Raw genomic sequence first — 26,063 nt, 5'->3', positions numbered from 1 at the left:
CTGCCGGCGGAGCCCGCTCCTACCGCCCGCGCCCGGCAAGCTCCGCCGGAAGGTCCGTCCCGCTGCGGTGGAGCACCGTGTGGAACCCCAGTTCCCGCGCCGTCGAAATGTTCTGCGGGTTGTCGTCAATGAAGACGATGCCCTCCGGCGCAGCACCAAGGCCGGCAACCACCCGGTCGAAGATCCGCCGGTCCGGTTTCACCAGGCCCATCTGCCCGCTGAAGTACAGCTTGGAGAAGTAGTGCGCCCAGGATGATTCGGTGGAATACCTCCGCGACATGCCCTCCGGCATGTTGGAGAGCAGGGCAAGGTTGGCGCCCTCGCCGTGCAGCGTCTCCAAAACCTCCAGAGTCCGGGGATTCAGATGCGCCCACTGCGCGGCATCCAGTTCCTCCAGGGCTTCCACCTCTGCCGGGACCGGATCCCGGCCAAGCACGCTTCCCCAGTACTGCGCCGGGGTTAGCCGGCCGGCGTCGAAGTCTTCGCGCCTTTCCCAATACGGGCTCGTTCCGGCCGCCAGCTCCCGGAGGCCGGTGGCCTGTTCCAGCAACCGCCAGTCCTCCGGGGCAGGAGCGGTGGAAATCACCATGCCGTAATCGAAGAGGTACCAGTGCGGGCCGGAGGATGTCATCGCCACAGCTTAGCGAACGGTCCGGAGCGCGGCAGCCGTGTTCGGTTCCCGCCGGGATCCGGACACGACAGGGCTTAAACGCAGCAGGCCCCGCCGGATAACGACATCCGGCGGGGCCTGCTGGTTGTTGGATAAACCTAGCGCTGAACGGCATCGAACCGTTCGGCGGCCAGCGCGACGGCTGCGGCACGGGCCTCGGAGGCTTCGTCGGCGGTCAGGGTCCGGTCCGGCGCGCGGAAGCGCAGCGCGAACGCGAGCGACTTATGCCCGGACTCAATGCCCTGGCCTGCGTAGACGTCGAACAGGGCCACGTCTTCGAGCAGTTCCCCGGCTCCCTCGCGCAGTGCCTCGCGGACCTGCTCGGCGGGAACGTCCTCTGCCACCACCAGCGCCACATCCTGCGTGGAAATGGGGAAGCTGGAAATCGGACGGGCAACGATGACGTCGGGGGCGGCGTCGAAAACCGCATCCACGTTCAGTTCCGCAGCCACCGTGCGGGCAGGCATGTCCCGTGCGGCCAGGAGCTTGGGGTGCAGTTCGCCGGCGTAGCCCACGGTCTCGCCGCTGCGCAGTGCGATGCGCGCGGTGCGGCCGGGGTGGAACGCCTGATGGGTACCCTGTTCCACCACGAGTTCCACGCCGAGGACGTCACCCATCAACCGGGCGTAATCGACAGCGTCGGCCCAGTCCCAGGCGCGCGGCGTGTTGCCGGCCCCGGGAGCGGACTCGTGGCCGGCCAGCAGGACGCCCACGTGCAGCGGCTGGTCCGGAATTCCGGCGTAGAGCTCGTCCAGGACTTCCTCGGACGGCTTGGCGCCCAGCGGCGGGATGCTCTCCGTACCCAGGTGCTCACCGGGAAGGAAGACCGTGCCCGATTCGAACAGGGCCAGATCCCGGAAGCCGCGGGACATGTTGCGCTTGGCAACCTCGAACAGGCCGGGCAGCACCGAGGTCCGCAGGTAGCCGTACTCGGCGCTGAGCGGATTGGCCAGCTTCAGGGCCGGGCGGGCGCCCGGTTCCGGAGCGCCGAAGGTGTTGTTGTCCGCCTCGGTCACGAACGGGTAGGCCAGCACCTCCGTGAGGCCGGCTGCTGCAAGTGACTGCATGAGCCGGCGGCGCTGCTGCTGCAGGCGGGTCAGGCCGCGCCCGGGAGGCGCGACCGGCAGGGTGGACGGAATCTTGTCATAGCCCACCAGGCGGATGATTTCCTCAGTGAGGTCCTCGCGCGTCTCCAGGTCCGGGCGCCAGCTCGGCGGCGTCACCAGGTAGCCGTCGTCGGTCTTCTCGACCGTAGCGCCCAGGTCCTCCAGCGTCCCGGTGATCTGGGACTCGGTGAAATCCAGGCCGATCAGCTGGGCCGGGAACTGTGCGGGCAGTTCGATCCGACGCGGCGCGGGGGCCGTGCCGACGTCGGTAATGGACTCCTCGGCCGTGCCGCCGGCGAGTTCCACCAGCAGGTCCACTGCACGCTGCGCGGCGACGTCCGCGATGTTCCAGTCCACGCCGCGTTCGAAGCGCTTGGATGCCTCGGAGGGCAGCCGATGCCGGCGGCGGGAGCGGGCAATGCTGACTTCCTCGAAGTGGGCGGCTTCAATCAGGACGTTCTGCGTTCCGTCGGCAACCTCGGTGGCGGCTCCGCCCATCACGCCGGCGATGCCGATGGCACCGGTTCCGTCGGTGATCAGCAGGTCCTCCGGGGAGAGCCGGCGTTCCTTCTCGTCCAGGGTCTTCAGGGTTTCGCCCTCGGCGGCGCGGCGGACCACGATCTCGCCGGTGAGCTTATCCAGGTCGTAGAAGTGCAGCGGCTGGCCGAGTTCGAGCATCACGTAGTTGGAAATGTCGACTACCAGCGAGATTGACCGCATGCCGGCCAGGCGCAGGCGCGAGGACATCCACGGCGGGGTGGGCCGGGAGGTATCGACGCCGCGGACGGTCCGGGCAACGAACCGGTCGCAGCCGGGCTTGCCGTAAATGGGCGCGGCGTCGTCGAGCCGCACCGGATAGCCCTTGCCGTCGGCCTGCGGAACAACGACGGCGGCAGCCGGGTCGGTGAACTTGGTGCCCGTGGCGTGGGCATATTCACGGGCGGCGCCGCGGATGGAGAAAACGTAGCCGCGGTCCGGGGTGACGTTGATTTCCGCCGCCTGGTCGTACAGCCCCAGGAGCTCCATCGCATCGGTGCCCACCTCGGGGTCCAGCCCCAGGGTGGAGAGCACCAGGATGCCGTCATGGTCCTCGCCGATGCCGAGTTCACGCACGGAGGCAATCATGCCGGCCGAGACGTGGCCGTAGGTCTTGCGCGGGCTGATGCGGAAGTCTCCGGGCAGCACGGCACCGGGCAGGGTGACGACGACCTTGTCCCCTACCTTGAAGTTGTGCGCGCCGCAGACGATGCCCTGCACGCCGGAGGGCTCGATGCCCTTGCCGGTCAGGGTCTGCCCGGCACCTTCCGGCACCACGCGGACCGTGCACCAGTTGATGGTCTTGCCGTTGCTCTGCGGCTCCGGTTCCATGCTGAGCACCTGGCCCACCACGATCGGACCCTGCAGGTCATCGGTGGGACGGTGGACGTCTTCTTCTTCCAGACCAACGCGCACGAGGTCTTCCATCACGTCTTCGGCGGTTGCTTCCGCCGGTACCTGGGCATACTCGCGCAGCCAGGAAAGTGGGATTCTCACTTAGATCTCCATCCCGAAGTGTTCGCTGAAACGTACGTCGCCTTCAATCATTTCGTGCATGTCCGAAACCTCGTTGCGGAACATGAGGGCACGGTCAATGCCCATGCCGAAGGCAAAACCTGAATAGACCTCGGGGTCGATCCCGGCGGCGCGGAGCACGTTGGGGTTGACCATGCCGCAGCCGCCCCATTCGATCCAGCGCGGGCCGCCCTTGGCACCCGGGTGCCAGATGTCCAGCTCGGCGCTGGGTTCGGTGAAGGGGAAGTAGTTCGGCCGCAGCCGGACCTTCGCCTCATCGCCGAAAAGAACACGGGTGAAGTGCTCCAAGGTGCCGACCAGGTCTGCCATGGTCAGGCCCTTGTCGATGGCCAGGCCCTCGAACTGGTGGAAGACCGGGGTGTGCGTGGCGTCCAGCTCGTCGGTGCGGAACACCTTGCCGGGGCAGAGCACGTAGATCGGCAGGTCGCGCTCAAGCATGGAGCGGACCTGCACCGGGGAGGTGTGCGTCCGCATGACCAGGTGCGCCTCGGGCGGTTCCACGAAGAAGGTGTCCTGCATTTCGCGGGCCGGGTGGTCCGGCTTGAAGTTCAGCGCGTCGAAGTTGAACCACTCGGATTCCACTTCGGGGCCTTCCGCGATTTCCCAGCCCATGCCGACGAACACATCCGCCACCCGGTCCTGCAGGGTGGAGATGGGATGCCGGCCGCCGATGTGCCGGCGGCGGGGAGCTGCGGTGACGTCCACGGCCTCTTCGACAAGGATCCGGGCGTCGCGCTCCGCTTCGAGCTCAACGGTGCGGGCGGCGAGCGCGGAGTTGATCCGGCCGCGGGCGGGGCCCACGAGCTTGCCGGCGGCGGCCTTCTGGTCCTTGGGGAGCTTGCCGATGGTCCGGTTCGCTCCGCTCAGCGGCGACTTCTCGCCGGTGACGGCGATCCGGACTTCCTTGAGCTCACTCAGGTCCGCGGCAGCGGCAATGGCGGCGAGCGCCTGCTCGACGGCGGCGGCTATGGCGGCTTCATCCAGCGGATTCGGCGGCTCGGGCTGGGTGCCCTCAGGGGAAGTATCTGGGGAACCGGTCCCCGGTGTGGAGTTAGACATGTACTGTTCTTACCTGTTTCCGGCCCTAGTTGGGTTCTGGCTTATCATTTGCAAGTCTAGTAGACGCCCCCGACCGGGCCGTCATACTGCCGCTGGGAGGTTCCATGCCGTCCGTACCGATCGTTCTCCGACCGCGTGCAGCCTCCATCCGCCGCTGGATCAATCTGCTGAATCTCTCCACCCCTGCGGGGATGCTGCTGGCGCGTGCCACCGGGTGCAGCATCACCCCGGGGCCGCAGGAGATCACCCTCGCCGAGGGCTATCCGCTGCCGTTCCCCCGTGCGGCCGCGTTCACCGTCGGCAACGTGGTCCTCTACCGTTCCTCCTCGGCCCGCCGCATCCACGCGCCGGACAGCCCGCTGCTGCGCCACGAGACGCGCCACAGCACGCAGTACGCACTCCTGGGTCCGCTCTTCCTGCCCGCGTACTCTGCGGCGGCGGCTCTTTCGCGCGTGATTGCCGGCGATCCGGCGTCGGCGAATCCGTTCGAGCGGCTGGCCGGCCTCCGTGACGGCGGGTACCGGCCGCATCCCGGAAGGCCGCGGCGGCGCCCCCGGGCCCGCGTTTCGCCGGCAGTCCGGCGTCGCCGCCCGCCCCGCGGCACTACCCCCTGATTCGAACATATGTTCTAATGATGGGATGAGGTGGCAAGGTCAGGAACTGAAGGCATCACCCGCGAAGGGCTACGAACCCGGAACCGCCCAGGGGGAGCCCGGGCCTGCTACGGCACCCGGTTCGCTTCAGGCCCCTTCGGCAGCGCCCCCTGCAGCACTGCCCCTTACCGCAGTGTCGGGCACCACGGATCCGCTGATCCCGCTGCAGGGCCTGGTCCGCTCCGTGCGTACGCCGGACTTTGCCGGGGTGACCTTCCACGAGGTCGTGGCCAAGTCGGTGCTGAACAAGGTGGGCGGCGGCTCGAACATGCCCTTCGAATGGACCGTCAATCCATACCGCGGCTGCAGCCATGCCTGTGTTTACTGCTTCGCCCGCAAGACCCACACCTACCTGGATATGGACAGCGGCGCCGATTTCGACAGCCAGCTGGTGGTCAAGGTCAATGCTGCCGAGGTCCTGCGGCGGGAACTCGCCCGACCCTCCTGGCAGCACCACCATGTGGCCATGGGCACCAATACGGACCCGTACCAGCGGGCCGAGGGCCGCTACCAGCTCATGCCCGGCATCATTCGCGCCCTGGCAGACAGCGGCACGCCTTTCTCCATCCTGACGAAGGGCACCCTGCTGGCCCGCGATATCCCGCTCCTGAAGGAAGCCTCCGCGCAGACCGACATCGGCATGGGTATTTCGCTGGCACTGGTGGACCCCGAACTGGCTAAGCGGGCAGAACCGGGAACGCCCACACCCCGTGCACGGCTGGAGCTGATCAGCCGGCTGCGGGATGCCGGACTCCCCTGTTCGGTCATGGCCATGCCGATCCTGCCCTGGCTTACCGACGGCGACGAATCCCTCGATGCCCTGTTCTCCGCGCTCGCATCGGCCGGCGCCACGGGGGTCACGGCGGGTGCACTGCATCTGCGACCCGGTGCCCGCGAGTGGTACCTCGAGTTCATTGCCCGGCACTACCCGCAGCTCTCCGGCAAATACGCCGACCTGTACGGCAAGGGAACGTATGCGTCGAAGGAATACCGGGACTGGCTCGCCGGGCGGATCCGGTTCTTCAAGGCCAAGTACGGCTTCACCGGCGGCGCACGGTTCCTGCGGCCCGCCGGCACCCAGGCCACCCGCGCCGCTAACGGGAAGGAGACCGTCACTGCGGCCGCTGCCCAGGACGCTCTGTTCTAGCACGTTCCCGGACAACCCCTTGGCGCACCACCGTGGCTAAACCGCCTCGACAGCCTCCAGCAGCGCAGTGACAATCGGCAGGTCCGCCGGTATCCAGGCGAGGCCCATCAGTGCATCTGCGTTGAGATCAACCCAGCGGAGCTCGCTGTGGTCTTCGAGCGGCTCGGCTGTGCCTTCGGTGATCTCCGCTAGCCAGACCCGCATGGCAGCGACGTCGTTCAGCCTCCACCCTTCGTCCAGGGGCCCCGTGATTTCAGCCCCCAGCTGCACCCGGATGCCCAGCTCTTCGGCGAGCTCGCGGTGCAGGGCCTGCGTGCAGCTTTCTCCGGGTTCCACTTTTCCGCCCGGAAATTCCCACAACCCGGCAAGCGCTTCCGGGGCGCTCCGGCGCGCCGCCAATATCCGGGAAGGCTGCCGGAGGCTGTCCACCAGCGCACCGCCCACAACCTGTTTGGTGATTTGCGTTGATTCAATGGCCACGAAAGAAGTCTATGCGGACGTTCCGTAGGGCAGGCCGCCCGTGCCTGCCCGTAGCGGAATGTTCCGTCGCACAGGTCGGCGCCGGGGGTCCCCCTGCACTAGGCTGGAGGGGACGAAGCCGTCCCGGCGTCCGGCAGGAGCATTTCCTGCTCGTTGACCGTGAACGCCGTCCGCAGCGGCACAGCCGCACCCCACTCGGAAAGCGAACATGTCCCGGAGCACCACCGCGCCCATTTCATTGTCCGGCAAGCGCACACCCGACACGCGCCATACCACCGCTGCCAAGGCCATAGTCGCCTTGGCCGTGGGCAGTTTCGCGATCGGCACCACTGAGTTCAGCATTATGGGCCTGCTGCAGGAAATGGTCGAAGACCTGGGCATCTCCGTCCCCGCAGGCGGCCATGTGATCTCTGCCTACGCAATGGGCGTTGTGGTGGGGGCTCCCGTGCTTGCCGCTCTCGGAGCCCGGATGCCCCGCAAGACCCTGGTACTGGGCCTGATGCTCTTCTTCGCCCTGAGCAACTTGTCTTCGTTCTTTGCCGGGGATTACTCCTGGCTGCTCTTCACGCGGTTCCTGTCGGGGCTTCCGCACGGTGCCTTCTTCGGCGTTGCAGCGGTCATTGCCGCGTCGCTGGTGGCACCGACGCGCCGCGCCTGGGCCATCTCAATGGTCATGCTCGGGCTGAGCATCGCCAACGTCGTAGGAGTCCCTTTTGCGACCTGGCTGGGACAGCAGGCCGGGTGGCGGTGGATGTTCGTTCTGGTGGCGGCCATCGGCCTCCTGAGCGTTGCCATGGTGGCCCGTTTCGTCCCGTACCAGGCACCCCTCGCCGGTGCCAGCATCAAGGGCGAGCTTAGCGCCCTCGGGCGGACCCAGGTCTGGCTGGCCTTGCTGGTGGGAACTGTCGGTTTCGGCGGATTCTTTGCCGTGTATTCCTACATCGCGCCCACCATGACCGAGGTGGCGGGCATCTCCGAGAACGTGCTGCCCGTCGTCGTCGGGCTCTACGGCGTGGGCCAGGTGATCGGCAACGTGGCCGGCGGACGGCTGGCCGACATCAATGTCATGGGCAGCATCTACGCGATCCTGGGCGGCACAGTGGTAATCCTGCTGGCCTACGCGTGGGCGGTGCAGTACGCGGCGACCGCCATGGTGCTGGTTTTCCTGGTGGGCGTGATCGGCTCAATGCTGACGCCTCCGCTGCAGACCAGGCTGCTGGATGTTTCGCCGGGTGCCGAGTCACTGGCTTCGTCACTGAACCATGCGGCCCTGAACCTGGCCAATGCGCTGGGTGCGCTGCTCGGCGGCGTCGTAATCGCCTGGGGCTGGGGGTACCGCTCCCCCGCTGTGGTGGGAGCGGTACTCGCCCTGCTTGGTTTGGCTATTGCGCTGATCAGCGGGTCACTTGACCGGCGTCCTGCGCGTTCTTCGAAGCGAATACATCCGGCTCCAGGTAAATAGCGGTAGCGATCGGTACAGCGGCACGGATCCGTGCTTCCGCTGCGTTGATGCCGTCGGCGATCTCCTGCCCGGTTTGCTGTCAGCGCGGTCTGCGGGCAGAACCTGCGGGTTACCCGTTCTGGGCGCGTGCGGAGGCGTAAAGGCACACAGTTGCGGCCGTGCCGACGTTCAGGCTCTCGGCCCGGCCGTAGAGCGGGACGGCCACGCGGTGGTCGGCTGCGGCCAACTCTGCATCGGACAGGCCCTGGGCTTCGTTACCGAACAGCCACGCTGTGGGCAGCTCGAGCTGCGGAAGGGCGGCCTCTGCGGATCTGTCCGCCCCGTCGGGGCGGGAACTGCCGGTCTCCGAGGCACCGCCGAAGCGGCGCACAGCGCTGAGGTCCTGCAGCCGGTCCAGGTTGACGTTGCCGTAGCCGTCGGCCGCCAGGACCGTGACGCCTGCGGTATGCAGGGCGCGCATGACATCGGCGAAGTCGGCGCCGGTAACCACCGGCAGGTGGAAGAGCGACCCGGCGGTGGAACGCACCGCTTTGGGGTTGTAGATGTCCACGCTGGACGCCGTGAGCACTACGGCGTCGGCGCCGGCGGAATCCGCTGCGCGCAGCACGGTGCCCGCATTGCCCGGATCCCGCACCTCGCACAACACGGCAATGAGCTTCGCCTCTGAGGCTAGGACTTCCTCGAGAGTGGCGGTGGAGGTGTGGCAGACCGCCACGATGCCCTGCGGGGAAACGGTGTCGGCCATGGCGGCCAGGACTTCATCGGTGGCCAGGCGGAGCGTCACGCCGGAGGCCAGATCGGCCAGCTCGGGCAGCCGGTCCAGGCAGGCCTCGGTGGCATAGACCTCGTGGACGACGGCGGGGCCGCCGTCGACCGCGGCCGCACGGTGCGCGGAAAGCGCCTCCCGCACGGCCTGCGGCCCTTCGGCCAGGAAACGGCCGGATTTTAAGCGCGAAGAGCGCCCGGCAAGCTTCGCTACATCACGGACCCGATCGGCTCGGGGGTTGGACATAAGCGGTGCCTGCGGGCGCCCTTCAAGGTTCATCGGCTTTTAGGAACCGACTTAGCCCTGGAACTTCTGGCGGGATTCTCCGCCAGCGGGCTCCAGGCCTGCAGCCTTCGCTGCTTCAACGGAGTTGAACCAGTACTCGGCAACGGTCTGCTCGTACCAGGTGGAACCCGGGACGTGGTACTTGCCCGAACCCAGGTTGCCCTTGATTACGAAGCCTTCCGGGGCGTCGCCCTCGGAAGCCTTGAAGCCGCCCTGAGCGGAGGCAACGGCAGCAGCCGGCTTTTCGGCGGCGGCGGGAGCGGCAGCCTTGGCAACCGGAGCGGCCGCGACGGCCGGAGCGGAGGTGTCGGACGGCAGTGCGTCCTTGGCGAGCTGGACCAGTGCGGCGAAGGCGGCAGCGTCATTGACGGCCAGTTCGGCCAGCATGCGGCGGTCAACCTGGATCTCGGCCAGCTTCAGGCCCTGGATCAGGCGGTTGTAGGTCAGGCCGTTGGCGCGGGAAGCAGCGTTGATGCGCTGGATCCACAGGCGGCGGAAGTCGCCCTTACGCTTGCGGCGGTCACCGTAGCTGTACACAAACGAGTGCAGCAGCTGCTCTTTGGCCTTACGGACCAGGCGCGAACGCTGTCCGCGGTAACCCTTGGCGCGCTCGAGAATAACCCGACGCTTCTTGTGGGCGTTAAGCGCCCGCTTCACACGTGCCACGTGCGTACTCCTTTTGGTAAATCTCCCCGACTTCAAAAAAGTCTCTGCACCTGTTGATCCCAGGCGGGGAAAGCTTGATGGGTGATGCCGGCCCGGACGGGACGGCTATCGGGGACTGGCTAGATGCCGAGCATCTTCTTGATGACCTTGGCGTCCGCCGGTGCCACGAGCTTGTCGTTGGCGAGGCGGCGGGTCAGCGTGGAGGGCTTGTGCTCCAGGTAGTGGCGGCGGTTAGCCTGCTGGCGCTTGAGCTTGCCGGTACCGGTCAGCTTGAAGCGCTTCTTGGCGCCACTGTGGGTCTTCATCTTCGGCATGTCTACCGATCTCCTTTAGGTTTCCGCGGGCAGGCCCGCGGGGCTTCGGACACCTTGCGGGTGCCAGGGCTTATTACTGGACGCCGGAACGAGGCGCAGTGCAGTGAAACTACTCTGCAGTTCCGGGCTTGTTCTGGCCGGTGGTCCCCCGCGAGGAGGACGGCTTGCCGGCAGGCTTCGGTGCTGCGGCAGGCTTGGGCCGGGCTGCAGGCTTGGGCGCAGGCTTTGCCGCCGTCGGCTTCGGAACCGCTGCAGGCTTAGGCGCTGCGGCAGGCTTCGCTGCTTCTGCCGGCTTCGCGGGCTCCGCCGGAGCGGCGGGAGCGGCGGGAGCGGCAGCTTCAGCGGCAGGCACTGCGGCCGGCTTGCTGGCTGCAGCCACACGGCGTGCCTCGGTTGCAGCCTTTTCGGCAGCTGCAGCCCTGGCCCGCTTTGCGGCCTGTTCCTTTTCAGCCTGCTCCTGCTCGGCGCGGGCCTTGTCGGCAGCTTCAGCGGAGGAACCCAAACGCAGTCCATCCGGAAGCAGGTCCGCGAGGCTCTGCGTCATGGGAGCAGCCTTCTCCGAGGTGTTCACCCGTTCGGGTGCCTCCCCGTTTCGAACTGCCTCGTTCGCTGCCTTGGCGTCGGCGCGCTGGGTAGCCCGTCGCGCTTCGGCCTTGGCCTCGGCCTTGTTCTTCACCGGTCCAATGACCATAACCATGTTGCGGCCGTCAATACGCGGGGTGGACTCAACCACACCCACCTCGGCAACATCCTCAGCGAACTTGTTCAGCAGCTTCATGCCCATTTCCGGGCGCTGCTGTTCACGTCCACGGAACTGGATCATGGCCTTGACCTTGTCACCGGCGGCCAGGAAGCGCATGGCGTGTCCGCGCTTGGTTTCGTAGTCGTGGGTGTCGATTTTCAGGCGGAAGCGGATTTCCTTCAGAACGGTGTTCGTCTGGTTCTTCCGGGCTTCGCGTGCCTTGACGGCGGCTTCGTACTTGTACTTGCCGAAGTCCATTAGTTTGCACACCGGAGGCTTGGCCTGCGGTGCTACCTCAACAAGATCCAGGTCAGACTCGGCAGCCAGACGAAGCGCGTCCTCAATCCGGACCACTCCGACCTGCTCACCTGCCGGACCTACCAGCCGCACCTCGGGGACGCGGATCCGATCATTGATTCTTGGCTCGCTAATGTTGCAGCTCCTGTGCTCTTCAAAACGGCTACCGCCTGCAAATGAAGAAGGCCTCCAATTGCAAGCGCAATCGAAGGCCCTGTAGGGGGTCGGCAGCAACTGCTCCGAAGCCAGTTCGAAGGCAGTTAGCTCCCGGAATAAACCGCAGTAATACTGCAGCCCGTCCGGGGCCGACCTGAACCCGGCAACTCTGCCGCCAACGAGGGCGGTCAGGCTGACGCGGGTGGGAGGGGTCTCCGCTTGCATACCGGCGCCGTAGGCTTCCAGGAGGAAAGTGTGATTTTCATCCCGCCCGTGATGGGCATTGAAAGTAACGACAACCAGTCGGTCTGTGACAAGCTTACCAGTATGAGTACCCCACAGAGCAATCCGGCAGGCGAGGCAACCCGCCACTCCTTCCCGGGAACATCAGCAGAGTCCGAATCTGCGGCAGCAGCACAGCAGGAAGTCGTCGAGCAGATGCGCGACATCGCCGAGGTGCCGGCCATCGAAGTCATTACGACGGCGGCCGTGCACCTGATGAGCGCAGCAGCCGTGAAGTGCGGCCTGGCCGAAGGCGATGACGCCGAGGAGCTCAAGGACCTGGACGAGGCCCGCAAGCTGATTACCGCCCTTGCCGGTTTCGTCACCGCCGCCGCTCCGGAGATCGGCAGCCAGCATGCCGGTCCGTTGCGCGATGGACTGCGTTCCCTGCAGCTGGCCTTCCGGGAAGCCTCCGTTATCCAGGATGCCCCGGGCAAGGGTCCGGGCGAAAAGTTCACCGGTCCCGTCAGCTAGGACTTCCCTCCTCCCCCACACCATTGAATGCCCGAAGGGCCTGATGCCGGCAGCTGCCGGTACCGCGGAATCCGCGGCAGGCCCTTCGGGCTTTTTCGTGCCCGGAAGCTAGCTGACCGGAGCCGTGCGCCGGGCGAACCATCGGACCGTAAGCGTCACCAGCACCAGCACCGATGCGGCGCCGCCGGCCATCAGGAAGCCGGACCAGGGGCCTATGACGTCGATGGCCAGACCTGCCACCGGCGCACCCAGTGCGGTGCCGGCGGTCATTGACGAGCCGTACCAACCCATCGCTTCGCCCCGCCGTTCCTCCGACACGAGGTCGGCAACCCGCTCGGATGCCGAGGACAGCACCGGTGCGCAGAGCAGGCCTGCGGGGATGGAAAGCAGCGCCAGGCTGAGGGTGCTGGTGGCAAAAGCCATCGGCATGGTCAGGACGGCCATGGCCAGCAGAAGCAGCATCGGCGAGATCCGCCGGTTCATGGCACCGTAGAGAATCCCGCCGACAGCGGAGGCTGCGCACCACGCCACGAACACGATGCCGACCTCTGACGGGTTTCCGCCTGCTTCCACCAGCGCCACCATGCCGACGTCGGTGCTCGACAGCAGCAGGCCGGCGCCGACGGCGACGGCAAAGACCACGGCCACGCTCGGGGTGAACCAGCCGAAGTTCCCCGCGAGGCCGTTTCGCAGCCTGCCGAACAGGTTCTGCGGCCCGTCCGGCAGCCCCGCACCGGTGAGCTCCATCGGTGCTTCCTGCACGTTTGCCGGGGCCACGGCGACCGCGGCGGCCGCAGCGGCATCCTGCTCGTCTGCGGCGGTCACGGCGTTCCGGGGTTCCGCGGTCCGGGTGGGCGGGTTGAACCAGATCAGCAGCAGTCCCGCTACTGCGGCGGACACCCCTACTGCGGTCAGTCCGATGACGGACGAGCGAGTTGCTATTACCGCGCCCAGGGCAGGGCCCATCATGAAAATAAGCTCGGTGGCGATGGAATCCAGCGCAAACGCGGTGCGCCGCTGTTCGCCGGTGGCCAGGACGCCCAGCGACTGCCGCACCACGCTGAAGACCGGAAGCGTGAACACACCGCCGATCAGCGCCAGAACCAGCAGCCATTCGAAGCTGGCGTGCGGAGCAAGGCTCCAGATGACAGCTTCGGCAATAACCGAGGGAATCAGGGCACGCCTCAGGCCCACGGTGTCCACGCGGCGGCCCCGCCAGGGGGCACCCACTGCGATGCCGATGGTGACGACGGCGGCTACCGCGCCGGCGGCCGCGTAGCCCTTGTCCATGGTGTTGACCACGTGCAGGGTCAGCAGCACGCCGGCGGCGGAATGCGGGAAACGGGCGATCATCCCGATGAGCAGGACACGGCGGATAGGAGCTATCCGCAGCATCTCGCGGTACAGGCCAAAATTCACGGCAGTTCTCTTCTGGCGGCTACGCCGGACGGGTCAGCGCGTGATCTTCAGGTCAAGTGAATCCACGCGCTCAACAAACTCGGGGTTGGCAGTCAGGCGCTGCTGCAGTCCGGCCGCCAGGGCAGAAACGTCCTGCGGATCAAGTCCGGGCGCTAGCTGAAGCACCATTCTAAGCTCAGGACCGGCCCCTCCCCCGGCCACCGGAGTACCGGCGGCGGTCCGCGACGCGGTCCCCGGCCCCTGTTGGAGGGTGACGGCCAGGATCCGCGGGTCCGGCCCGGCGGCGGCTTCGGCCGCCGCGACGAGGCCGGCGTCGGCATAGGAGGGCACCCACTCCTGTTGCCGGGCCAGGGCCCACATGGCCGGGCGCCGCACCACGAAGGTGAACTCGGCTCCCGGGTCGATAACCAGCAGCTGGGCGTCTTCGGCGACGGCTGAGAGTGCGGCACGGTTGGCGTAGACCGCAACCGGCCGGGCTTCGGGATGCCAGTGTTCCAAAGCGTCCACCGAGGTGAACACCGGCAGCGCCTTGCGGCCGTCCGGGGCGTTGAGCGTCACAAGCGCCATATCGGCCTGCTTGTCCGCGGTCAGCCCGTGGTCGGATTCGGCTTCCTCCCCCAGCACGGCGATGATCGGCACGAAGACGCGGGCCGTGGCCAGGGAGGCTACGACTTCCGCTTCGCTTCCGCTCCCGGCAATCAGTTTCGCCAGGGCCGCCGCGTACCCTGCGTCGGTCTGCCCGTTGTCTGAGTCGAAGTTGTGCAGCGGGTTTCCCTCGCCGGCCAGGTCCCGTCCGGACCACGGCCGGCCCGCCGAATCGGTGGGGCCGCCGGCGCCGGCAAGGGCCGCCGCAATGTGGCCCGGTAGTTCGCGTGCTGCCATACCTAGCGTTCCGGGTGCCCGGCGACGTCGAAGGCCTGGGGCAAAGTGAACGCGCCGGCGTAGAGCGCCTTGCCAACAATGGTGCCCTCGAGCCCCAGCGGAACCAGTTCCCGGAGCGCGGCCAGGTCATCGAGGCTGGAGATGCCGCCGGAGGCGACCACCGGACGGTCGGTGCGTTTCAGTACCTCGCGGAGCAGTTCCAGGTTGGGTCCGCGCAGCGTGCCGTCCTTCGTCACATCGGTAACCACGTAGCGGGCACAGCCGGCCTCTTCCAGCCGGGCCAGGACCTCCCAGAGGTCCCCGCCTTCCTGGGTCCAGCCGCGTGCGGCGAGGGTGGTGCCGCGCACGTCAAGGCCGACGGCGATGGCCTGGCCGTAGCGGGCAATGGCGCTGGCGGTCCACCCCGGGTTCTCCAGTGCCGCGGTTCCCAGATTGACCCGGGCGGCACCGAGCTCCAGTGCCTTTTCCAGCGACTCGTCGTCCCGGATCCCGCCGGACAGTTCCACCTTGATGTCCAGGGACTTCACCACACGGCTGAGCAGGTCGAGATTCGAGCCGCGCCCGAACGCCGCGTCGAGGTCCACGAGATGGACCCATTCGGCGCCGTCGTTCTGCCAGGCCAGGGCTGCGTCCAGCGGATCGCCGTAGCTGGTCTCGCTGCCTGCCTCGCCCTGCACCAGTCGCACGGCTTGGCCGTCCGCTACGTCTACGGCGGGCAGCAGTTCAAGGACAGGGGTTTCGCTGAAGGGCATTTGGATGCTTTCGGTGGTGGGGTCAGGAGAGGTCGAGGGTCAGCAGGTACGCGCCCAGCAGGGCCATTCCGGCCAGGACCCAGAAACTGATAACGATGATTTTGGACATGCCCTGGCTGCGGAAGGAAACCGCACCTCCGATGAGCAGTCCGGCCAGGCCCATGAGGATAACGCTCCACATATCGGTGCCTAGCCCAGGGTCTTCAGCCAGTTGTTCAGCAGCGCCGCACCGGCGTCACCGGACTTTTCCGGATGGAACTGGGTGGCCGACAGGGCGCCGTTCTCCACCGCGGCGATGAACGGGCCGCCGTGGTCCGCCCAGGTCACCTGCGGCGGGCGCATGGCCGGCTGGGTGACGTCGAAGTCCCATTTCTGCACCCCGTAGCTGTGTACAAAGTAGAACCGCTCGTTCTCGATGCCCTCAAACAGTGCCGATCCTTCGGGCGGAGTCACGGTGTTCCAGCCCATGTGGGGTACGACGTCGGCGGCCAGCCGCTCGACCACGCCGGGCCATTCGCCCATCCCCTTGGTCCGGACACCGTGTTCCACGCCTTCGTCAAAGAGGACCTGCAGGCCTACGCAGATACCCAGGACCGGCCGGCCGCCGGCTACGCGGCGCCCGATCATGCGGATCGCGTCCACGTCCTTGAGGCCCTGCATTACCGCCGCGAAGGCTCCAACACCGGGCACCACCAACCCATCGGCGTTCAGCACATCGTCAGGCTTGGCGCTGAGCGTGACGTTGGCGCCGGCGTGCTCCAGGGCGCGGACAGCCGACCGGATGTTGCCGGATCCGTAGTCCAGGACAGTGACGTTGCGGGGACTCACAGTGCTCCCTTTGTGGAGGGGATGCCCTCGACGCGCGGATCGGATTCGACGGCTGCACGCAGGGCGCGGGCGAAGGCCTTGAACTGGGCCTCGACGATGTGGTGCGGATCGCGTCCGCCAAGGACCCGCATGTGAAGGCAGATCTGGGCGTGCAGGGTGATGGCTTCGAACACGTGGCGGGTCAGGGATCCGGTGAAGTGTCCGCCGATCAGGTGGTATTCCTGGCCGGCGGGTTCCCCGGAGTGCACCAGGTAGGGACGCCCGGAAATATCGACGACGGCGTTTGCCAGCGCCTCGTCCAAGGGTACCGTGGCTTCGCCGAAGCGGCGGATGCCGGCCTTGGTGCCCAGGGCAGTCTTCAGCGCCTCGCCGATGCTGATCGCGACGTCCTCGACCGTGTGGTGGACGTCGATGTGGGTGTCGCCGGTGGCCCGGACGGTGAGGTCCATCAGCGAGTGCTTGGCCAGCGCCGTCAGCATGTGGTCATAGAACGGCACCGAGGTGCTGATATCGGCGCGGCCGGTGCCGTCCAGGTCCAGCTCGACGAAGACAGACGATTCGCTGGTGGTCCGCTCAAGGCGGGCGGTGCGTCCGGTGGCGGTCTCCACAGTCATGGGGTTCCTTCACGAAGATTGGAAGCGGGGCAATAGGCAAAGCCCCGGCAGGTCATCAGTTTAGTCCCGAACGCCCCGACTCACTGAAACCGGGGTCATCCTGGGTGCCCGGCTTCCGCTCAGGCAGCGAGCAGTTCCCGCAGCCGCGTCAGGAACGCAGTGGTTTCGGCTTCGGTGCCGGCGGTGACCCTCAGGTGGCCCTCGATGCCGATGTCACGGACGAGGACCCCGGCTTCGAGCAGGCCTTCCCATACCGCCCGGGGATTCTCCATACCGCTGAACAGCACGAAATTGGCGTCCGACGGTGCCGGTTCCAGTCCGAGCGCACGCAGTTCTTTCACGATGCGGTCCCGCTGGCCCTTGATGTCTTCCACATTGGAGAGGAGCGCATCGGCGTGCGTGAGGGCAGCATTCGCAGTCGCCTGGGTGATGGCAGAGAGGTGGTAGGGCAGGCGGACCAGCCGCAGGGCGTCCGCAATCTGCGGCGCAGCGGCAAGGTAGCCGATCCGGGCCCCGGCGAGTGCGAAGGCCTTCGACATGGTCCGGGAGATAATCAGCCGCTCCCGGCCAGGGAGCAGCTGCAGCGCACTGGGGGTATCGGCGTGGGAAAACTCTGCATACGCCTCATCAACGACGACGATGGCGTTCGAAGCTTCTCCCGCTTCATAGGCGGCTTCGATCACGTCCAGTTCCAGGGCGGTACCCGTGGGATTGTTTGGGGTGCACAGGATCACGATATTCGGTGCCTGTGCCCTGACCTGCTCCGCAGCCGATTCGGGGGTCAGGGAGAAGTCCCGCTCCCGTGAGCCGGTGACGTACGCGGTGCCGGTGCCGCTGGCGAGCAGCGGGTACATGGAGTACGTGGGCGGGAAGCTCATGGCCGTCCGCCCGGGTCCGCCGAACGCCTGCAGGATCTGCTGGAGAACCTCGTTGGAACCGTTCCCGGCCCAGATATTCTCCGCAGCCAGTCCGTGGCCGAGATATTTGGCCAGGTTTTCCCGCAGCAGGGTGAATTCGCGGTCGGGATATCGGTTCAGGCCGGCGACCACTGATTCAATCTCGGCCAGAATGGCCCGGCGCACATGCTCCGGAAGTCCGTGGGTATTTTCGTTGACGTTCAGCAGGATGGGCACATCCAGCTGAGGGGCGCCGTACGGGGTCAGGCCCCGCAGATCATCGCGCAGGGGAAGTCTGTTCAGGTTTTCCAGCTGTTCGTTCACTTCTACAGCTTAGGACGGACTGCGGTGACGTTGTATTTGAGGGGCTTCCAGCACACCTCTGTTACGGGCACGCAGGTAAGGATCACCGGAGCGCGCTGGCCGGTGGATCAGCGCGAGACCGGGATGTAAATCTGGCTGCCGGCAGGGACGGTGGCGTCCGCCAGGTTGTTGAGTTCCACGATGTCGGCGACCACGGTGCGGGGATCCCGGTCCGGAGCGAACTCGGTGGCGAGCGACCACAGTGAATCCCCGGCGGATACACCCACCTGGATGGTGTGTGTCTGTTCCGGGGAGTCCCCCGAGGCCATGGCCGGTGCGGTGAAGAATCCGATGAAGGCCAGCAGTGCGGCGGCCACGATCATCAGCGGGGCTCCGACCAGGACGAGCCGGCCACGGCGAGTCAGGCGCAGCGGGACAGATGCCTGGGCGTCCGCGGTGGTGGCCATGCGGGCGGGGCCGGCCGCCCGGTCGGGGGAAGATCCGGTGAGGCTCTGCGCGGTGATGCTCTGTGCAGTGATGCTCTGTGCAGTGAGGGGAAGTACGTGTACTGACATGTCAATACCTTTCCGGTCCGAAGAGCAGCTCCGCCGATTCCCCCGCCTCCCGTAAAAAGCACCGGGAAAACAGTGTGGCTCGAAACTGCATTCGAACATCTGGTGGGTCCGCCGAGGTGTCGGTGGACCGTTTTCTACTCAGGGTCGAACATATGTTCGAAGCTGTACTCGAACATTTCTAGCACTTATCTACGAACATTGTCGAGACTCGCTCGAATATATGTTTGAAAATATGCCTGCGCTCCCCTAGCGTTGAACCTGTTGGAAGCGGCTGGGACCAACTAACCATCCGGCACTGACAAAACGGCTTGGCGGGATAGACCACCGCATCGAACCACTGCATCGAATCAACGCACCGCAGTACCTCAGCAACGCAGCACCGCAGCACCGCAGCACCAACCAGATACACCGCTAGAACCATCCGGCCCGCGTCCACGGGCCGACTGTGAAGGGAAGCCGACGTGGCCCGTGTTACCAATGGCAGCACCCCCTCCCCTGCCGCGCCCGCGCCGGCAGGACGTACCAAGGGCCTTACCGCCCGGCAGACGAAGATCCTGGAGACCATCCAGCGTTCGGTGAACGCGAACGGCTATCCCCCGTCCATGCGGGAGATCGGCGACATAGTGGGGCTGGCCAGCCTTTCCAGCGTTACGCACCAGCTGAGCCAGTTGGAGAAGCTGGGCTACATCCGCCGGGACCCCAAGCGCCCGCGCGCCATGGAGATACTGGTTCCGCTCCTGCTCCGCGATGCTCCCGTGCGCCGAGGCAAAGGCAACGCGGGCGACGACGGGAACACCGTGGAGGCTGCTGAGGGTGCAGCAAAGGGCGGCTCCGGCGGCGGCAGCCCACGCACGCAACGTTCCGGCAGCGTCTCCGACCTCACCACCGCAATCGACACCGCGATGGTTCCGCTGGTCGGGCGGATCGCCGCAGGCGGACCCATCCTGGCCGACCAGCAGGTCGAAGAGATGGTCCCCCTTCCGCGCCAGCTCGTAGGGCACGGCGACCTGTTTATGCTTCGCGTGGCGGGCGATTCCATGGTGGATGCGGCCATCTGCGACGGTGACTGGGTGGTTGTCCGCCGCCAGCCCACCGCCGAAAACGGTGACATTGTCGCGGCCCTGCTCGAAGACGAGGCAACCGTGAAGACCTTCCGGCAGCGCAACGGACACACCTGGCTGCTGCCCCAGAACACCCGCTACGAGCCGATCCTCGGTGACGAAGCCACCATTATGGGCAAAGTCGTCTCAGTGATGCGTTCGCTCTAGGCACAAGCTGACCGTCCTGGCCGGACGTAAAGGACCATGCAAAAGCAGCGCCTCCGGTACACGGCGGCGCTGCTCTTTGCTTTCCGGGATCCCCTTTCCCGGGCGGGGTTTACTTCTTCGCGCCCGCAGGTTCCGCGGCGAGCCGTTTCAGTGCCTGAAGCACCACGGAACGGTCGGTGGTGGACCAGAACGGCGGCAGGGCGGCCCGCAGGAAACTGCCGTAGCGCGCGGTTGCCAGGCGTGAGTCAAGCACAGCCACCACTCCCTTATCCCCGGAGGCGCGGATCAGCCGGCCGGCACCCTGGGCGAGCCGGACGGCTGCGTGGGTGGCGGAGACGCTCATGAAGCCGTTGCCCCCGGCCTTGGCAACCGCCCGGGTGCGGGCGGTCATCAACGGATCGTCCGGGCGCGGGAACGGAATCCGGTCAATGATGACCAGCCGGCAGGAGGCGCCGGGGACGTCCACGCCCTGCCAGAGGGACATGGTGCCGAACAGGCAGGTCTCGTCCTCGTCGGCAAACTGCTGGACCAGGGCGGACATGGTGGATTCGCCTTGGCAGAGGATCGGAAAGTCCACCCGCTTCCGCAGGGCTTCCGCGGCTTCCTCCGCTGCACGGCGGGAGGAGAACAAACCCAGGGCGCCGCCGCCGGAGGCCTTGATCAGCGCCTCCAGTTCGTCCAGCTGCTCCGGGGAGGTGCCGCGTCCCGGCTTCGGCAGGTCCTTGGCTACGTACAGGACACCCTGCCGCGGGTAGTCGAAGGGGCTGCCGACGTCGGTCCCCGTCCACTTCGGTGCACCGGCACCCAGCAGCCCCAGGGCCCCGGCCACCGGGCCGAACTCCGCCCCGATGGCCAGGGTGGCCGAGGTCAGCACCACAGTGTGCCCGTCGAACAGGCCTTCGCGCAGTCGGCCGGCCACGGACAGCGGTGCAACGTTGATGGTGGGTGGTGCGTCTTCTTCCGGGGCGGTGTAGCCGGTGCCCGGCGAGAAGGTGCTGGCACGCGACGCCCACAGCACCTCCCCTGAATTCACTGCGTCAAGGATCCGTTCGCACAGTTCCAGGACAGCCATCAGGCGCGAGCGTGCCATCTGGCGGCCGCCGTCGACGGCGTCGGAGCCTTCGGGCTTGGAGTCGGACAGCGCCGTGCGGCAGGCTTCACGCACGGATCCCAGGACCAGCTCCTGGTCTTCGGACAGCCCCGCGGCCAGCAGGCCGGAGGGCACCGGGGCAAACACCGAGTCGAAGGCCCGGCCGGCAGCGGCAAGCGGCTCCATGGTGGCGGACGTGTGTTTGCGTGCTGCGGAGACCGCCGCGGCAATGACTGTTCCGGAGAGTTGTCCGGTAACCGCTCCGGTAACCCTGTCCTGCAGCTCGTGGGCCTCATCGATCACCACTACGTCATAGTCCGGCAGGACGGCCAGTCCCTCGAACGCACTGATGGCCAGCATCGCGTGGTTGGTGATCACCAGATCGGCGACGGCGGCCTTGGCCCGTGCCCGTTCGCTGAAACAGGCCTCCGCCACCGGGCACTTCTGCGCCCCCAGGCACTCCATGGAGGTGACGGACACCTGACGCCAGGCACGGTCGCTGACGCCGGGAAGCAACTCATCCCGGTCACCGGTTTCCGTTTCCTGCGCCCATTCCTGCAGGCGGACGACGTCGCGCCCCAGGGCGGAGGTGGGCCCGCCGGCGGGAGCGGGATGGGAGACAGCCTGCTCGTCGCCAAGCAGGAACAGTGTTCCGGCTTCGTCTTCCTCGGGGAATCCGCCGCCGGTCTTGTGGACGCAGACGTAGTTGCTGCGGCCCTTGAGCAGGGCAACATCCACCTCCCGCGGAAGCTTCGGTTCCAGGGTCTTCAGCAGGCGCGGGAGGTCACGCCCGACGATCTGGGACTGCAGGGCCAACGTGGCAGTGGAGACCAGCGCGGGCTTGCTGCTTTCCAAGGCGTGCGCAATCAGCGGGACCAGGTAGGCAAGCGACTTGCCCGTACCCGTTCCCGCCTGCACCAGCAGGTGGTCGCCGGACTCGATGGCCTCGGCCACCTGCCGGGCCATCTCGTGCTGGCCGGGCCGGTTCTGCCCGCCCATGGCCGCCACCGCAGTGTCAAGCAGATCCAGGACCTGGTCCGGTCCCTGTGGCGCTTTCCTACCCATGGGTCACGAACTGCTCCAGCTCTGCTGCCAGCCCTTCGCGAACCTTCACATGCAGCTGGGTGCCGGCTTCGCCGTGCTCCAGGGAGAGGATCTCGGCGTCTTCCTGGTGCAGGCGCGAGACGATGTCGCCGCGCTCGTAGGGCACCAGGAGTTCCAGGTCCACGCCGGGGCGCGGAATGCCCTCGGAAATCGCCTGCAGCAGCTCGGGGATGCCCTCGCCCGTGCGGGCCGAGACGACCACGTGCCGGGGCTCGCGCTGGCGCAGCCGCTCAAGCACGAACGGATCCGCTGCGTCGGCCTTGTTCAGCACGATGATTTCGGGCACCTTGCGGGCGTCGACTTCGGTGAGGACGGTCCGGACGGCCGCGATCTGGCCCTCCGGGTCCGGGTGTGAAGCGTCAACCACGTGCAGGATCAGGTCTGCGTCGGCTACTTCCTCCAGGGTGGAGCGGAAGGCTTCCACCAGCTGGGTGGGCAGCGACCGAACAAACCCCACGGTGTCAGCGAGCGTGTAGCCGATTCCGTCTTCGGTCTGGGCCTTGCGGATGGTGGGATCCAGGGTGGCGAACAGTGCGTTCTCCACCAGCACCCCGGCATCGGTGAGCCGGTTCAGCAGCGAGGACTTTCCTGCATTGGTGTAGCCGGCAATGGCGACGGAGGGCACGGAGTTGCGGTGCCGGTTGGCCCGCTTGGTTTCGCGCGCCGGCTTCATGCCCGCGATTTCGCGGCGGAGCTTGGCCATCCGCGTGCGGATCTTCCGGCGGTCCAATTCGATCTTGGTTTCACCGGGGCCGCGCGAACCCATGCCCGCGCTGGCGCTGCCAACCTGGCCGCCTGCCTGCCGGGACATCGATTCGCCCCAGCCACGCAGGCGCGGCAGCAGGTATTCCAGCTGCGCCAGTTCCACCTGGGCCTTGCCCTCGCGGGACTTGGCATGCTGGGCGAAGATGTCCAGGATCAGCGCTGTCCGGTCGATGACCTTGACCTTGACGATGTCTTCCAGCCCGCGGCGCTGGGACGGAGCCAGCTCACTGTCCACGATGACCGTGTCTGCACCGGTGGCCGTCACAATGTCCTTGAGTTCCTGGGCCTTGCCGGACCCGAGGAAGGTGCCGGGGTCCGGCTTGAGCCGGCGCTGGATGATGCCGTCCAGGACTTCGGATCCCGCAGTCTCAGCCAGTGCGGCCAGTTCCTTCAACGAGTTTTCGGCGTCGGCAGCAGTGCCCTCGCTCCAGAGCCCGGCAAGGACAACCCGTTCCAGCCGCAGCTGGCGGTATTCGACCTCGGTAACGTCCTCGAGTTCGGTGGAAAGCCCGGCAACGCGGCGCAGTGCGCGGCGTTCCTCCAGGTCCTGCTGCTCGCCGTCGTGGACGGAATGCCCGCTATCGCTGTCGGAGAGCGCGAGGGCGCGGCCTCGCTGCTTGTCGCCGGGGGCCTTCGCTTCGACCGCGCTGTCCTTGGCGAGAATCCTGTCGATGACACCCTGGATATCCGAAGGACTCAGTTCGGGTGTGGAACTGTCCGTCGAACTGTCTGTCGAATTCACAGGACGGGAGTTGTTGATCGTCATAATCTCCTTATTGGAACGTACTTTCCATGGTAGGCCAGTGAACCGACAAATCCTCAGGAAAACAACCTTCTCCGCAATGGATCCCTACCGCGCCAGCTGTCCCTTACAACCCGTACGGCCACGCATAAATTCCATCCCACACGCCTGCAGCGACTAATCTGGACTGTTATGGGTTCAGACCACTACTTCTCCTCCACACCGTCCGGGCCCGAGGTCCGCAAACCGCTGCGCGTCAGCCTCAACGGGACAGAACGGACCCTGCAGACAGCGGGCGGGATCTTCAGCCCCGACGGGATCGACAAGGGCACGATGGTTCTGCTGGAGGAAGTTCCCGCGCCGCCGGAAACCGGCAACCTGTTGGACATCGGCTGCGGCTGGGGACCCATCGCCCTCACCCTGGCGCTGAAATCCCCCGCGGCCCGGGTCTACGCGGTCGACGTCAACGAACGCTGCATCGCGCTGACCCGGGACAACGCAGCGGCGTTGGGCTGCGGCAACGTCATGGCCTCGCTGCCGGAGGAGGTGGACCCCGAAGTACGCTTCGACACCATCTGGTCCAACCCGCCCATCCGGATCGGCAAAGAGGAACTGCATGCCCTGTTGCTGCTCTGGCTGCCGCGCCTGGCGCCGGGCGGCACTGCCTGGCTGGTGGTGCAGAAAAACCTGGGCTCGGATTCCCTGCAGCGCTGGCTGGCGGAGACGCTGCCGTCCGGATTCACCGTCTCCCGCCACAGCACCGCGAAGTCCTTCCGGACCCTCAAGGTGGAACGCAGCGCCTAGAGCAGGGTGCCGCGTGCCACCAGGACGGCCGGTCCGCTGAGCTCCACATGTTCGCGGCCGTCGGGTCCGGTCAGGAAACGGACGCCGACGACGCCGCCCGGCACAGTCACCGCCCAGTCATCGGGTGCGTCGGCTCCGGCCCAGAACCGGGTGGCTACGGCGGCCGCACAGGCGCCGGTACCGCAGGAGAGGGTTTCGCCGACGCCGCGCTCGTGGACGCGCATGGTGAGAAGCCCCACCCCGTCTTCTACGAGCGGCTCGGCCGGGACCACGAACTCCACGTTGGTGCCGTGCTCCGGCTCCGGCTGCACGGACGGAGCTGCCGTCAGGTTGGTCGCGGCCAGTTCATCCAGTTCCGCGAGGGCCACGACGGTGTGCGGGTTGCCCATGCTGACGGACAGGCCCGGGCGGGGCACCTCCAGTCCGTCTGCGTTGACCACCGTGTCCATGGATTTGGCAGCCGCGTGGTCGGGGTAAATGAACTCCCAGGGCCCCATGTCCACCGCATAGCCGCCCGCCATCCGGGTTACGGTCTTGACCCCGGCGCGGGTACCGATCACCAGGGACGCGCCTTCGGCCAGTTCCACCAGCCGCTCTTCCAGCAGGAAGTGCACGAAGACGCGCACCCCGTTCCCGCACATTTCCGAGATGCTGCCGTCCGAGTTCCGGTAGTCCATGAACCACTCGGCGTCCGGAGCCGTCTGCAGCAGGGCACGGCCTTCAGGGAGATGCCCGGACCGGACGGCCCGGATGAAACCGTCGCCGCCTACTCCGCGGTGCCGGTCGCAGACAGCGGCTACTTCGTCGGCGGCAAGATCATGCGCAGCGTCGGGATCGGCCACCAGCACAAAGTCGTTGCCGGTGCCGTGACCCTTCGCGAAGGGCAGTCCCGCAACGGAGGAGGGCAGGCCGGAGGCGGACAGGGATGCAGCGGAGGAAGCAGGAGTATTGGTCACTTACCAAGGATACTGGGCGGGTGCCCTTCCCGGACGGCCGCGGCCGCCCGGGCCACCAGCCGGGGGTCGTTGTGCTCCAGCCAGGTGATCCGGGGATCCGCACGGAACCAGGTCAGCTGCCGGCGGGCGAACTGGCGGGTAGCCACCACTGTTGCAGCCGAGGCTTCCGCCACGGACGATTTCCCGTCCAGGACGGCCAGGAACTGTGCGTATCCCAGGGCGCGCGAGGCGGTCCGGCCGGTCCGCAGTCCTGCCGGCTCAAGCCGCCGGACTTCTTCGAGCAGCCCCTGTTCCACCATCCTGTCCACCCGACGGGCCAGGCGTTCGTGCAGCACCGGACGTTCCACGCCCAGGCCGATCTGCACGGCCGGCGAGACGTACTGGCGCACCGGCATGAAGGAACTGAAGGGGCGTCCGGTCAACTCGAAGACCTCCAGCGCGCGTACCACCCGGCGCGCATCGGAGATCCGTTCGGCTGAGACGGGGTCCACTTCCCGCAGCCGGTCCTGCAGCGCGGGCAGGCCCCGGGTTTCCAGCTCGGCTTCGATCCCGGCGCGGACCGCCGGGTCGGTACCCGGGAAGTCCAGGACGTCCAGTGCGGCCCGGACGTACAGGCCGGAACCCCCGACCAGGATGGGGTACCTGCCCCGCGCCCGGATCTCAGAAATCATCTCCCGTGCCTGCGCCTGGAAGGCCGAGACGCTTGCCTCTTCGGTCACGTCCATGATGTCCAGCAGGTGGTGCGGCACGCCGCGGCGTTCGGCTACGGAAATCTTCGCCGTGCCGATGTCCATCCCCCGGTAGAACTGCATGGAATCGGCATTGATCACTTCCCCGCCGAGTTCCAGGGCCAGGGCAACGCCGAGGTCGGACTTTCCGGACCCGGTGGGACCGACGACGGCGATCACCGGCCGTTCGTCGGCGGACGGCATGG

General features: G+C 66.9%; 26 protein-coding genes. 6 read left to right on the top strand and 20 right to left on the bottom strand.

Features of this window, described 5'->3' with window-relative positions; all coding sequences use genetic code 11:
• Nucleotides 1–19: 19 nt before the first annotated feature.
• The 3 genes from N2L00_RS05710 to pheS all read right to left on the bottom strand — a co-directional run bounded on the left by N2L00_RS05710 (nucleotide 20) and on the right by pheS (nucleotide 4,407).
• Complete coding sequence (locus N2L00_RS05710) at nucleotides 20–631, bottom strand: HAD family phosphatase (RefSeq protein WP_255863329.1); 612 nt, start codon at nucleotides 629–631, stop codon at nucleotides 20–22.
• Between the two features lie 137 nt (nucleotides 632–768).
• Nucleotides 769–3,309, bottom strand: a complete 2,541-nt coding sequence (gene pheT / locus N2L00_RS05705; RefSeq protein ID WP_255863330.1) for a phenylalanine--tRNA ligase subunit beta — start codon at nucleotides 3,307–3,309, stop codon at nucleotides 769–771.
• Nucleotides 3,310–4,407 (bottom strand): phenylalanine--tRNA ligase subunit alpha, encoded by a 1,098-nt coding sequence (gene pheS / locus N2L00_RS05700; protein WP_227924542.1) that lies wholly within the window; start codon nucleotides 4,405–4,407, stop codon nucleotides 3,310–3,312.
• Between the two features lie 104 nt (nucleotides 4,408–4,511).
• Between pheS and N2L00_RS05695 the strand changes: the two genes are divergently transcribed.
• Together N2L00_RS05695 and N2L00_RS05690 are read left to right on the top strand one after the other, a co-directional pair.
• Nucleotides 4,512–5,021: a hypothetical protein gene (locus N2L00_RS05695; RefSeq protein ID WP_255863331.1), complete on the top strand. Its 510-nt coding sequence runs from the start codon at nucleotides 4,512–4,514 to the stop codon at nucleotides 5,019–5,021.
• A gap of 25 nt (nucleotides 5,022–5,046) precedes the next feature.
• Complete coding sequence (locus N2L00_RS05690) at nucleotides 5,047–6,207, top strand: Rv2578c family radical SAM protein (protein WP_255863332.1); 1,161 nt, start codon at nucleotides 5,047–5,049, stop codon at nucleotides 6,205–6,207.
• A 36-nt stretch (nucleotides 6,208–6,243) separates the two neighbouring features.
• Here the strand turns inward: N2L00_RS05690 and N2L00_RS05685 are convergent, their stop codons facing one another.
• Nucleotides 6,244–6,687 (bottom strand): (deoxy)nucleoside triphosphate pyrophosphohydrolase, encoded by a 444-nt coding sequence (locus tag N2L00_RS05685; RefSeq protein ID WP_308219737.1) that lies wholly within the window; start codon nucleotides 6,685–6,687, stop codon nucleotides 6,244–6,246.
• A 208-nt stretch (nucleotides 6,688–6,895) separates the two neighbouring features.
• Here N2L00_RS05685 and N2L00_RS05680 point away from each other — a divergent pair, with 208 nt between their 5' ends.
• Complete coding sequence (locus tag N2L00_RS05680) at nucleotides 6,896–8,149, top strand: MFS transporter (protein WP_255863333.1); 1,254 nt, start codon at nucleotides 6,896–6,898, stop codon at nucleotides 8,147–8,149.
• A gap of 109 nt (nucleotides 8,150–8,258) precedes the next feature.
• On the opposite strand, the gene N2L00_RS05670 is transcribed toward N2L00_RS05680, so the two are convergent.
• From N2L00_RS05670 to infC, 4 genes are all read right to left on the bottom strand, one after another.
• Nucleotides 8,259–9,194, bottom strand: coding sequence for an RNA methyltransferase (locus N2L00_RS05670; protein WP_255863334.1), 936 nt, complete (start codon nucleotides 9,192–9,194; stop codon nucleotides 8,259–8,261).
• A gap of 18 nt (nucleotides 9,195–9,212) precedes the next feature.
• Nucleotides 9,213–9,866, bottom strand: coding sequence for a 50S ribosomal protein L20 (gene rplT / locus N2L00_RS05665; protein WP_255767217.1), 654 nt, complete (start codon nucleotides 9,864–9,866; stop codon nucleotides 9,213–9,215).
• Nucleotides 9,867–9,985: 119 nt separating this feature from the next.
• A complete protein-coding gene (gene rpmI, locus N2L00_RS05660) occupies nucleotides 9,986–10,180 on the bottom strand; it encodes a 50S ribosomal protein L35 (protein ID WP_146363238.1) in 195 nt (64 codons plus the stop codon).
• Nucleotides 10,181–10,289: 109 nt separating this feature from the next.
• The gene (gene infC, locus N2L00_RS05655) at nucleotides 10,290–11,312 is read right to left on the bottom strand and encodes a translation initiation factor IF-3 (protein ID WP_370647280.1); all 1,023 of its coding nucleotides are present in this window, start codon (nucleotides 11,310–11,312) and stop codon (nucleotides 10,290–10,292) included.
• Between the two features lie 390 nt (nucleotides 11,313–11,702).
• Between infC and N2L00_RS05650 the strand changes: the two genes are divergently transcribed.
• On the top strand, nucleotides 11,703–12,131 hold the full coding sequence (locus N2L00_RS05650) for a DUF1844 domain-containing protein (protein ID WP_255767216.1): 429 nt from the start codon (nucleotides 11,703–11,705) through the stop codon (nucleotides 12,129–12,131).
• A gap of 108 nt (nucleotides 12,132–12,239) precedes the next feature.
• On the opposite strand, the gene N2L00_RS05645 is transcribed toward N2L00_RS05650, so the two are convergent.
• The 8 genes from N2L00_RS05645 to N2L00_RS05610 all read right to left on the bottom strand — a co-directional run bounded on the left by N2L00_RS05645 (nucleotide 12,240) and on the right by N2L00_RS05610 (nucleotide 18,400).
• Nucleotides 12,240–13,550, bottom strand: a complete 1,311-nt coding sequence (locus N2L00_RS05645) for an MFS transporter (protein WP_255767215.1) — start codon at nucleotides 13,548–13,550, stop codon at nucleotides 12,240–12,242.
• Nucleotides 13,551–13,583: 33 nt separating this feature from the next.
• A complete protein-coding gene (locus tag N2L00_RS05640; protein WP_255767214.1) occupies nucleotides 13,584–14,432 on the bottom strand; it encodes an SseB family protein in 849 nt (282 codons plus the stop codon).
• Between the two features lie 2 nt (nucleotides 14,433–14,434).
• Nucleotides 14,435–15,184, bottom strand: a complete 750-nt coding sequence (gene priA / locus N2L00_RS05635; protein WP_227924528.1) for a bifunctional 1-(5-phosphoribosyl)-5-((5-phosphoribosylamino)methylideneamino)imidazole-4-carboxamide isomerase/phosphoribosylanthranilate isomerase PriA — start codon at nucleotides 15,182–15,184, stop codon at nucleotides 14,435–14,437.
• 22 nt (nucleotides 15,185–15,206) lie between these two features.
• The gene (locus tag N2L00_RS05630) at nucleotides 15,207–15,365 is read right to left on the bottom strand and encodes a hypothetical protein (RefSeq protein WP_227924525.1); all 159 of its coding nucleotides are present in this window, start codon (nucleotides 15,363–15,365) and stop codon (nucleotides 15,207–15,209) included.
• Between the two features lie 8 nt (nucleotides 15,366–15,373).
• Complete coding sequence (gene hisH, locus N2L00_RS05625) at nucleotides 15,374–16,012, bottom strand: imidazole glycerol phosphate synthase subunit HisH (protein WP_255767213.1); 639 nt, start codon at nucleotides 16,010–16,012, stop codon at nucleotides 15,374–15,376.
• A complete protein-coding gene (hisB, locus tag N2L00_RS05620) occupies nucleotides 16,009–16,626 on the bottom strand; it encodes an imidazoleglycerol-phosphate dehydratase HisB (protein ID WP_255767212.1) in 618 nt (205 codons plus the stop codon). The genes hisH and hisB overlap by 4 nt, the downstream gene beginning before the upstream one ends.
• 119 nt (nucleotides 16,627–16,745) lie before the next feature.
• Nucleotides 16,746–17,846 (bottom strand): histidinol-phosphate transaminase, encoded by a 1,101-nt coding sequence (locus N2L00_RS05615; RefSeq protein ID WP_255863335.1) that lies wholly within the window; start codon nucleotides 17,844–17,846, stop codon nucleotides 16,746–16,748.
• Nucleotides 17,847–17,953: 107 nt separating this feature from the next.
• Nucleotides 17,954–18,400, bottom strand: coding sequence for a LysM peptidoglycan-binding domain-containing protein (locus tag N2L00_RS05610; RefSeq protein ID WP_255863336.1), 447 nt, complete (start codon nucleotides 18,398–18,400; stop codon nucleotides 17,954–17,956).
• Nucleotides 18,401–18,861: 461 nt separating this feature from the next.
• Here N2L00_RS05610 and lexA point away from each other — a divergent pair, with 461 nt between their 5' ends.
• On the top strand, nucleotides 18,862–19,668 hold the full coding sequence (lexA, locus tag N2L00_RS05605; RefSeq protein ID WP_255863337.1) for a transcriptional repressor LexA: 807 nt from the start codon (nucleotides 18,862–18,864) through the stop codon (nucleotides 19,666–19,668).
• A gap of 109 nt (nucleotides 19,669–19,777) precedes the next feature.
• Here lexA and N2L00_RS05600 read toward each other — a convergent pair whose 3' ends face one another.
• Both N2L00_RS05600 and hflX read right to left on the bottom strand, forming a co-directional pair.
• Nucleotides 19,778–21,823 (bottom strand): ATP-dependent DNA helicase, encoded by a 2,046-nt coding sequence (locus N2L00_RS05600; protein ID WP_255767208.1) that lies wholly within the window; start codon nucleotides 21,821–21,823, stop codon nucleotides 19,778–19,780.
• Entirely contained in the window at nucleotides 21,816–23,393 is a 1,578-nt protein-coding gene (gene hflX / locus N2L00_RS05595) for a GTPase HflX (protein WP_255863338.1), read from the bottom strand. The genes N2L00_RS05600 and hflX overlap by 8 nt, the downstream gene beginning before the upstream one ends.
• 168 nt (nucleotides 23,394–23,561) lie before the next feature.
• Here hflX and N2L00_RS05590 point away from each other — a divergent pair, with 168 nt between their 5' ends.
• Nucleotides 23,562–24,173, top strand: coding sequence for a class I SAM-dependent methyltransferase (locus N2L00_RS05590; protein ID WP_255863339.1), 612 nt, complete (start codon nucleotides 23,562–23,564; stop codon nucleotides 24,171–24,173).
• Here the strand turns inward: N2L00_RS05590 and dapF are convergent.
• Both dapF and miaA read right to left on the bottom strand, forming a co-directional pair.
• On the bottom strand, nucleotides 24,170–25,129 hold the full coding sequence (gene dapF / locus N2L00_RS05585; RefSeq protein ID WP_255863340.1) for a diaminopimelate epimerase: 960 nt from the start codon (nucleotides 25,127–25,129) through the stop codon (nucleotides 24,170–24,172). The two genes, N2L00_RS05590 and dapF, sit on opposite strands and share 4 nt — an antisense overlap.
• Nucleotides 25,126–26,061 carry a tRNA (adenosine(37)-N6)-dimethylallyltransferase MiaA gene (miaA, locus tag N2L00_RS05580; protein WP_260554476.1) on the bottom strand — a complete coding sequence of 312 codons (936 nt, stop codon included), beginning with the start codon at nucleotides 26,059–26,061 and terminating at the stop codon, nucleotides 25,126–25,128. The genes dapF and miaA overlap by 4 nt, the downstream gene beginning before the upstream one ends.
• Nucleotides 26,062–26,063 lie beyond the last annotated feature (2 nt).

This window comes from Arthrobacter sp. zg-Y1171, assembly GCF_025244845.1.
Classification (GTDB): domain Bacteria; phylum Actinomycetota; class Actinomycetes; order Actinomycetales; family Micrococcaceae; genus Arthrobacter_B.
This window is presented reverse-complemented; position numbering and strand designations above follow the sequence as displayed.

Excerpts from the sequence above, each read along its gene's own strand:
- N2L00_RS05710 (WP_255863329.1), bottom strand. The coding sequence starts at position 631 with ATGACATCCTCCGGCCCGCACTGGTACCTCTTCGATTACGGCATGGTG.
- pheS (WP_227924542.1), bottom strand. The coding sequence starts at position 4,407 with ATGTCTAACTCCACACCGGGGACCGGTTCCCCAGATACTTCCCCTGAG.
- N2L00_RS05695 (WP_255863331.1), top strand. The coding sequence starts at position 4,512 with ATGCCGTCCGTACCGATCGTTCTCCGACCGCGTGCAGCCTCCATCCGC.
- N2L00_RS05690 (WP_255863332.1), top strand. The coding sequence starts at position 5,047 with ATGAGGTGGCAAGGTCAGGAACTGAAGGCATCACCCGCGAAGGGCTAC.
- N2L00_RS05680 (WP_255863333.1), top strand. The coding sequence starts at position 6,896 with ATGTCCCGGAGCACCACCGCGCCCATTTCATTGTCCGGCAAGCGCACA.
- N2L00_RS05670 (WP_255863334.1), bottom strand. The coding sequence starts at position 9,194 with ATGAACCTTGAAGGGCGCCCGCAGGCACCGCTTATGTCCAACCCCCGA.
- rpmI (WP_146363238.1), bottom strand. The coding sequence starts at position 10,180 with ATGCCGAAGATGAAGACCCACAGTGGCGCCAAGAAGCGCTTCAAGCTG.
- N2L00_RS05650 (WP_255767216.1), top strand. The coding sequence starts at position 11,703 with ATGAGTACCCCACAGAGCAATCCGGCAGGCGAGGCAACCCGCCACTCC.
- N2L00_RS05640 (WP_255767214.1), bottom strand. The coding sequence starts at position 14,432 with ATGGCAGCACGCGAACTACCGGGCCACATTGCGGCGGCCCTTGCCGGC.
- priA (WP_227924528.1), bottom strand. The coding sequence starts at position 15,184 with ATGCCCTTCAGCGAAACCCCTGTCCTTGAACTGCTGCCCGCCGTAGAC.
- N2L00_RS05630 (WP_227924525.1), bottom strand. The coding sequence starts at position 15,365 with ATGTGGAGCGTTATCCTCATGGGCCTGGCCGGACTGCTCATCGGAGGT.
- hisB (WP_255767212.1), bottom strand. The coding sequence starts at position 16,626 with ATGACTGTGGAGACCGCCACCGGACGCACCGCCCGCCTTGAGCGGACC.
- N2L00_RS05610 (WP_255863336.1), bottom strand. The coding sequence starts at position 18,400 with ATGTCAGTACACGTACTTCCCCTCACTGCACAGAGCATCACTGCACAG.
- N2L00_RS05600 (WP_255767208.1), bottom strand. The coding sequence starts at position 21,823 with ATGGGTAGGAAAGCGCCACAGGGACCGGACCAGGTCCTGGATCTGCTT.
- hflX (WP_255863338.1), bottom strand. The coding sequence starts at position 23,393 with ATGACGATCAACAACTCCCGTCCTGTGAATTCGACAGACAGTTCGACG.
- N2L00_RS05590 (WP_255863339.1), top strand. The coding sequence starts at position 23,562 with ATGGGTTCAGACCACTACTTCTCCTCCACACCGTCCGGGCCCGAGGTC.
- miaA (WP_260554476.1), bottom strand. The coding sequence starts at position 26,061 with ATGCCGTCCGCCGACGAACGGCCGGTGATCGCCGTCGTCGGTCCCACC.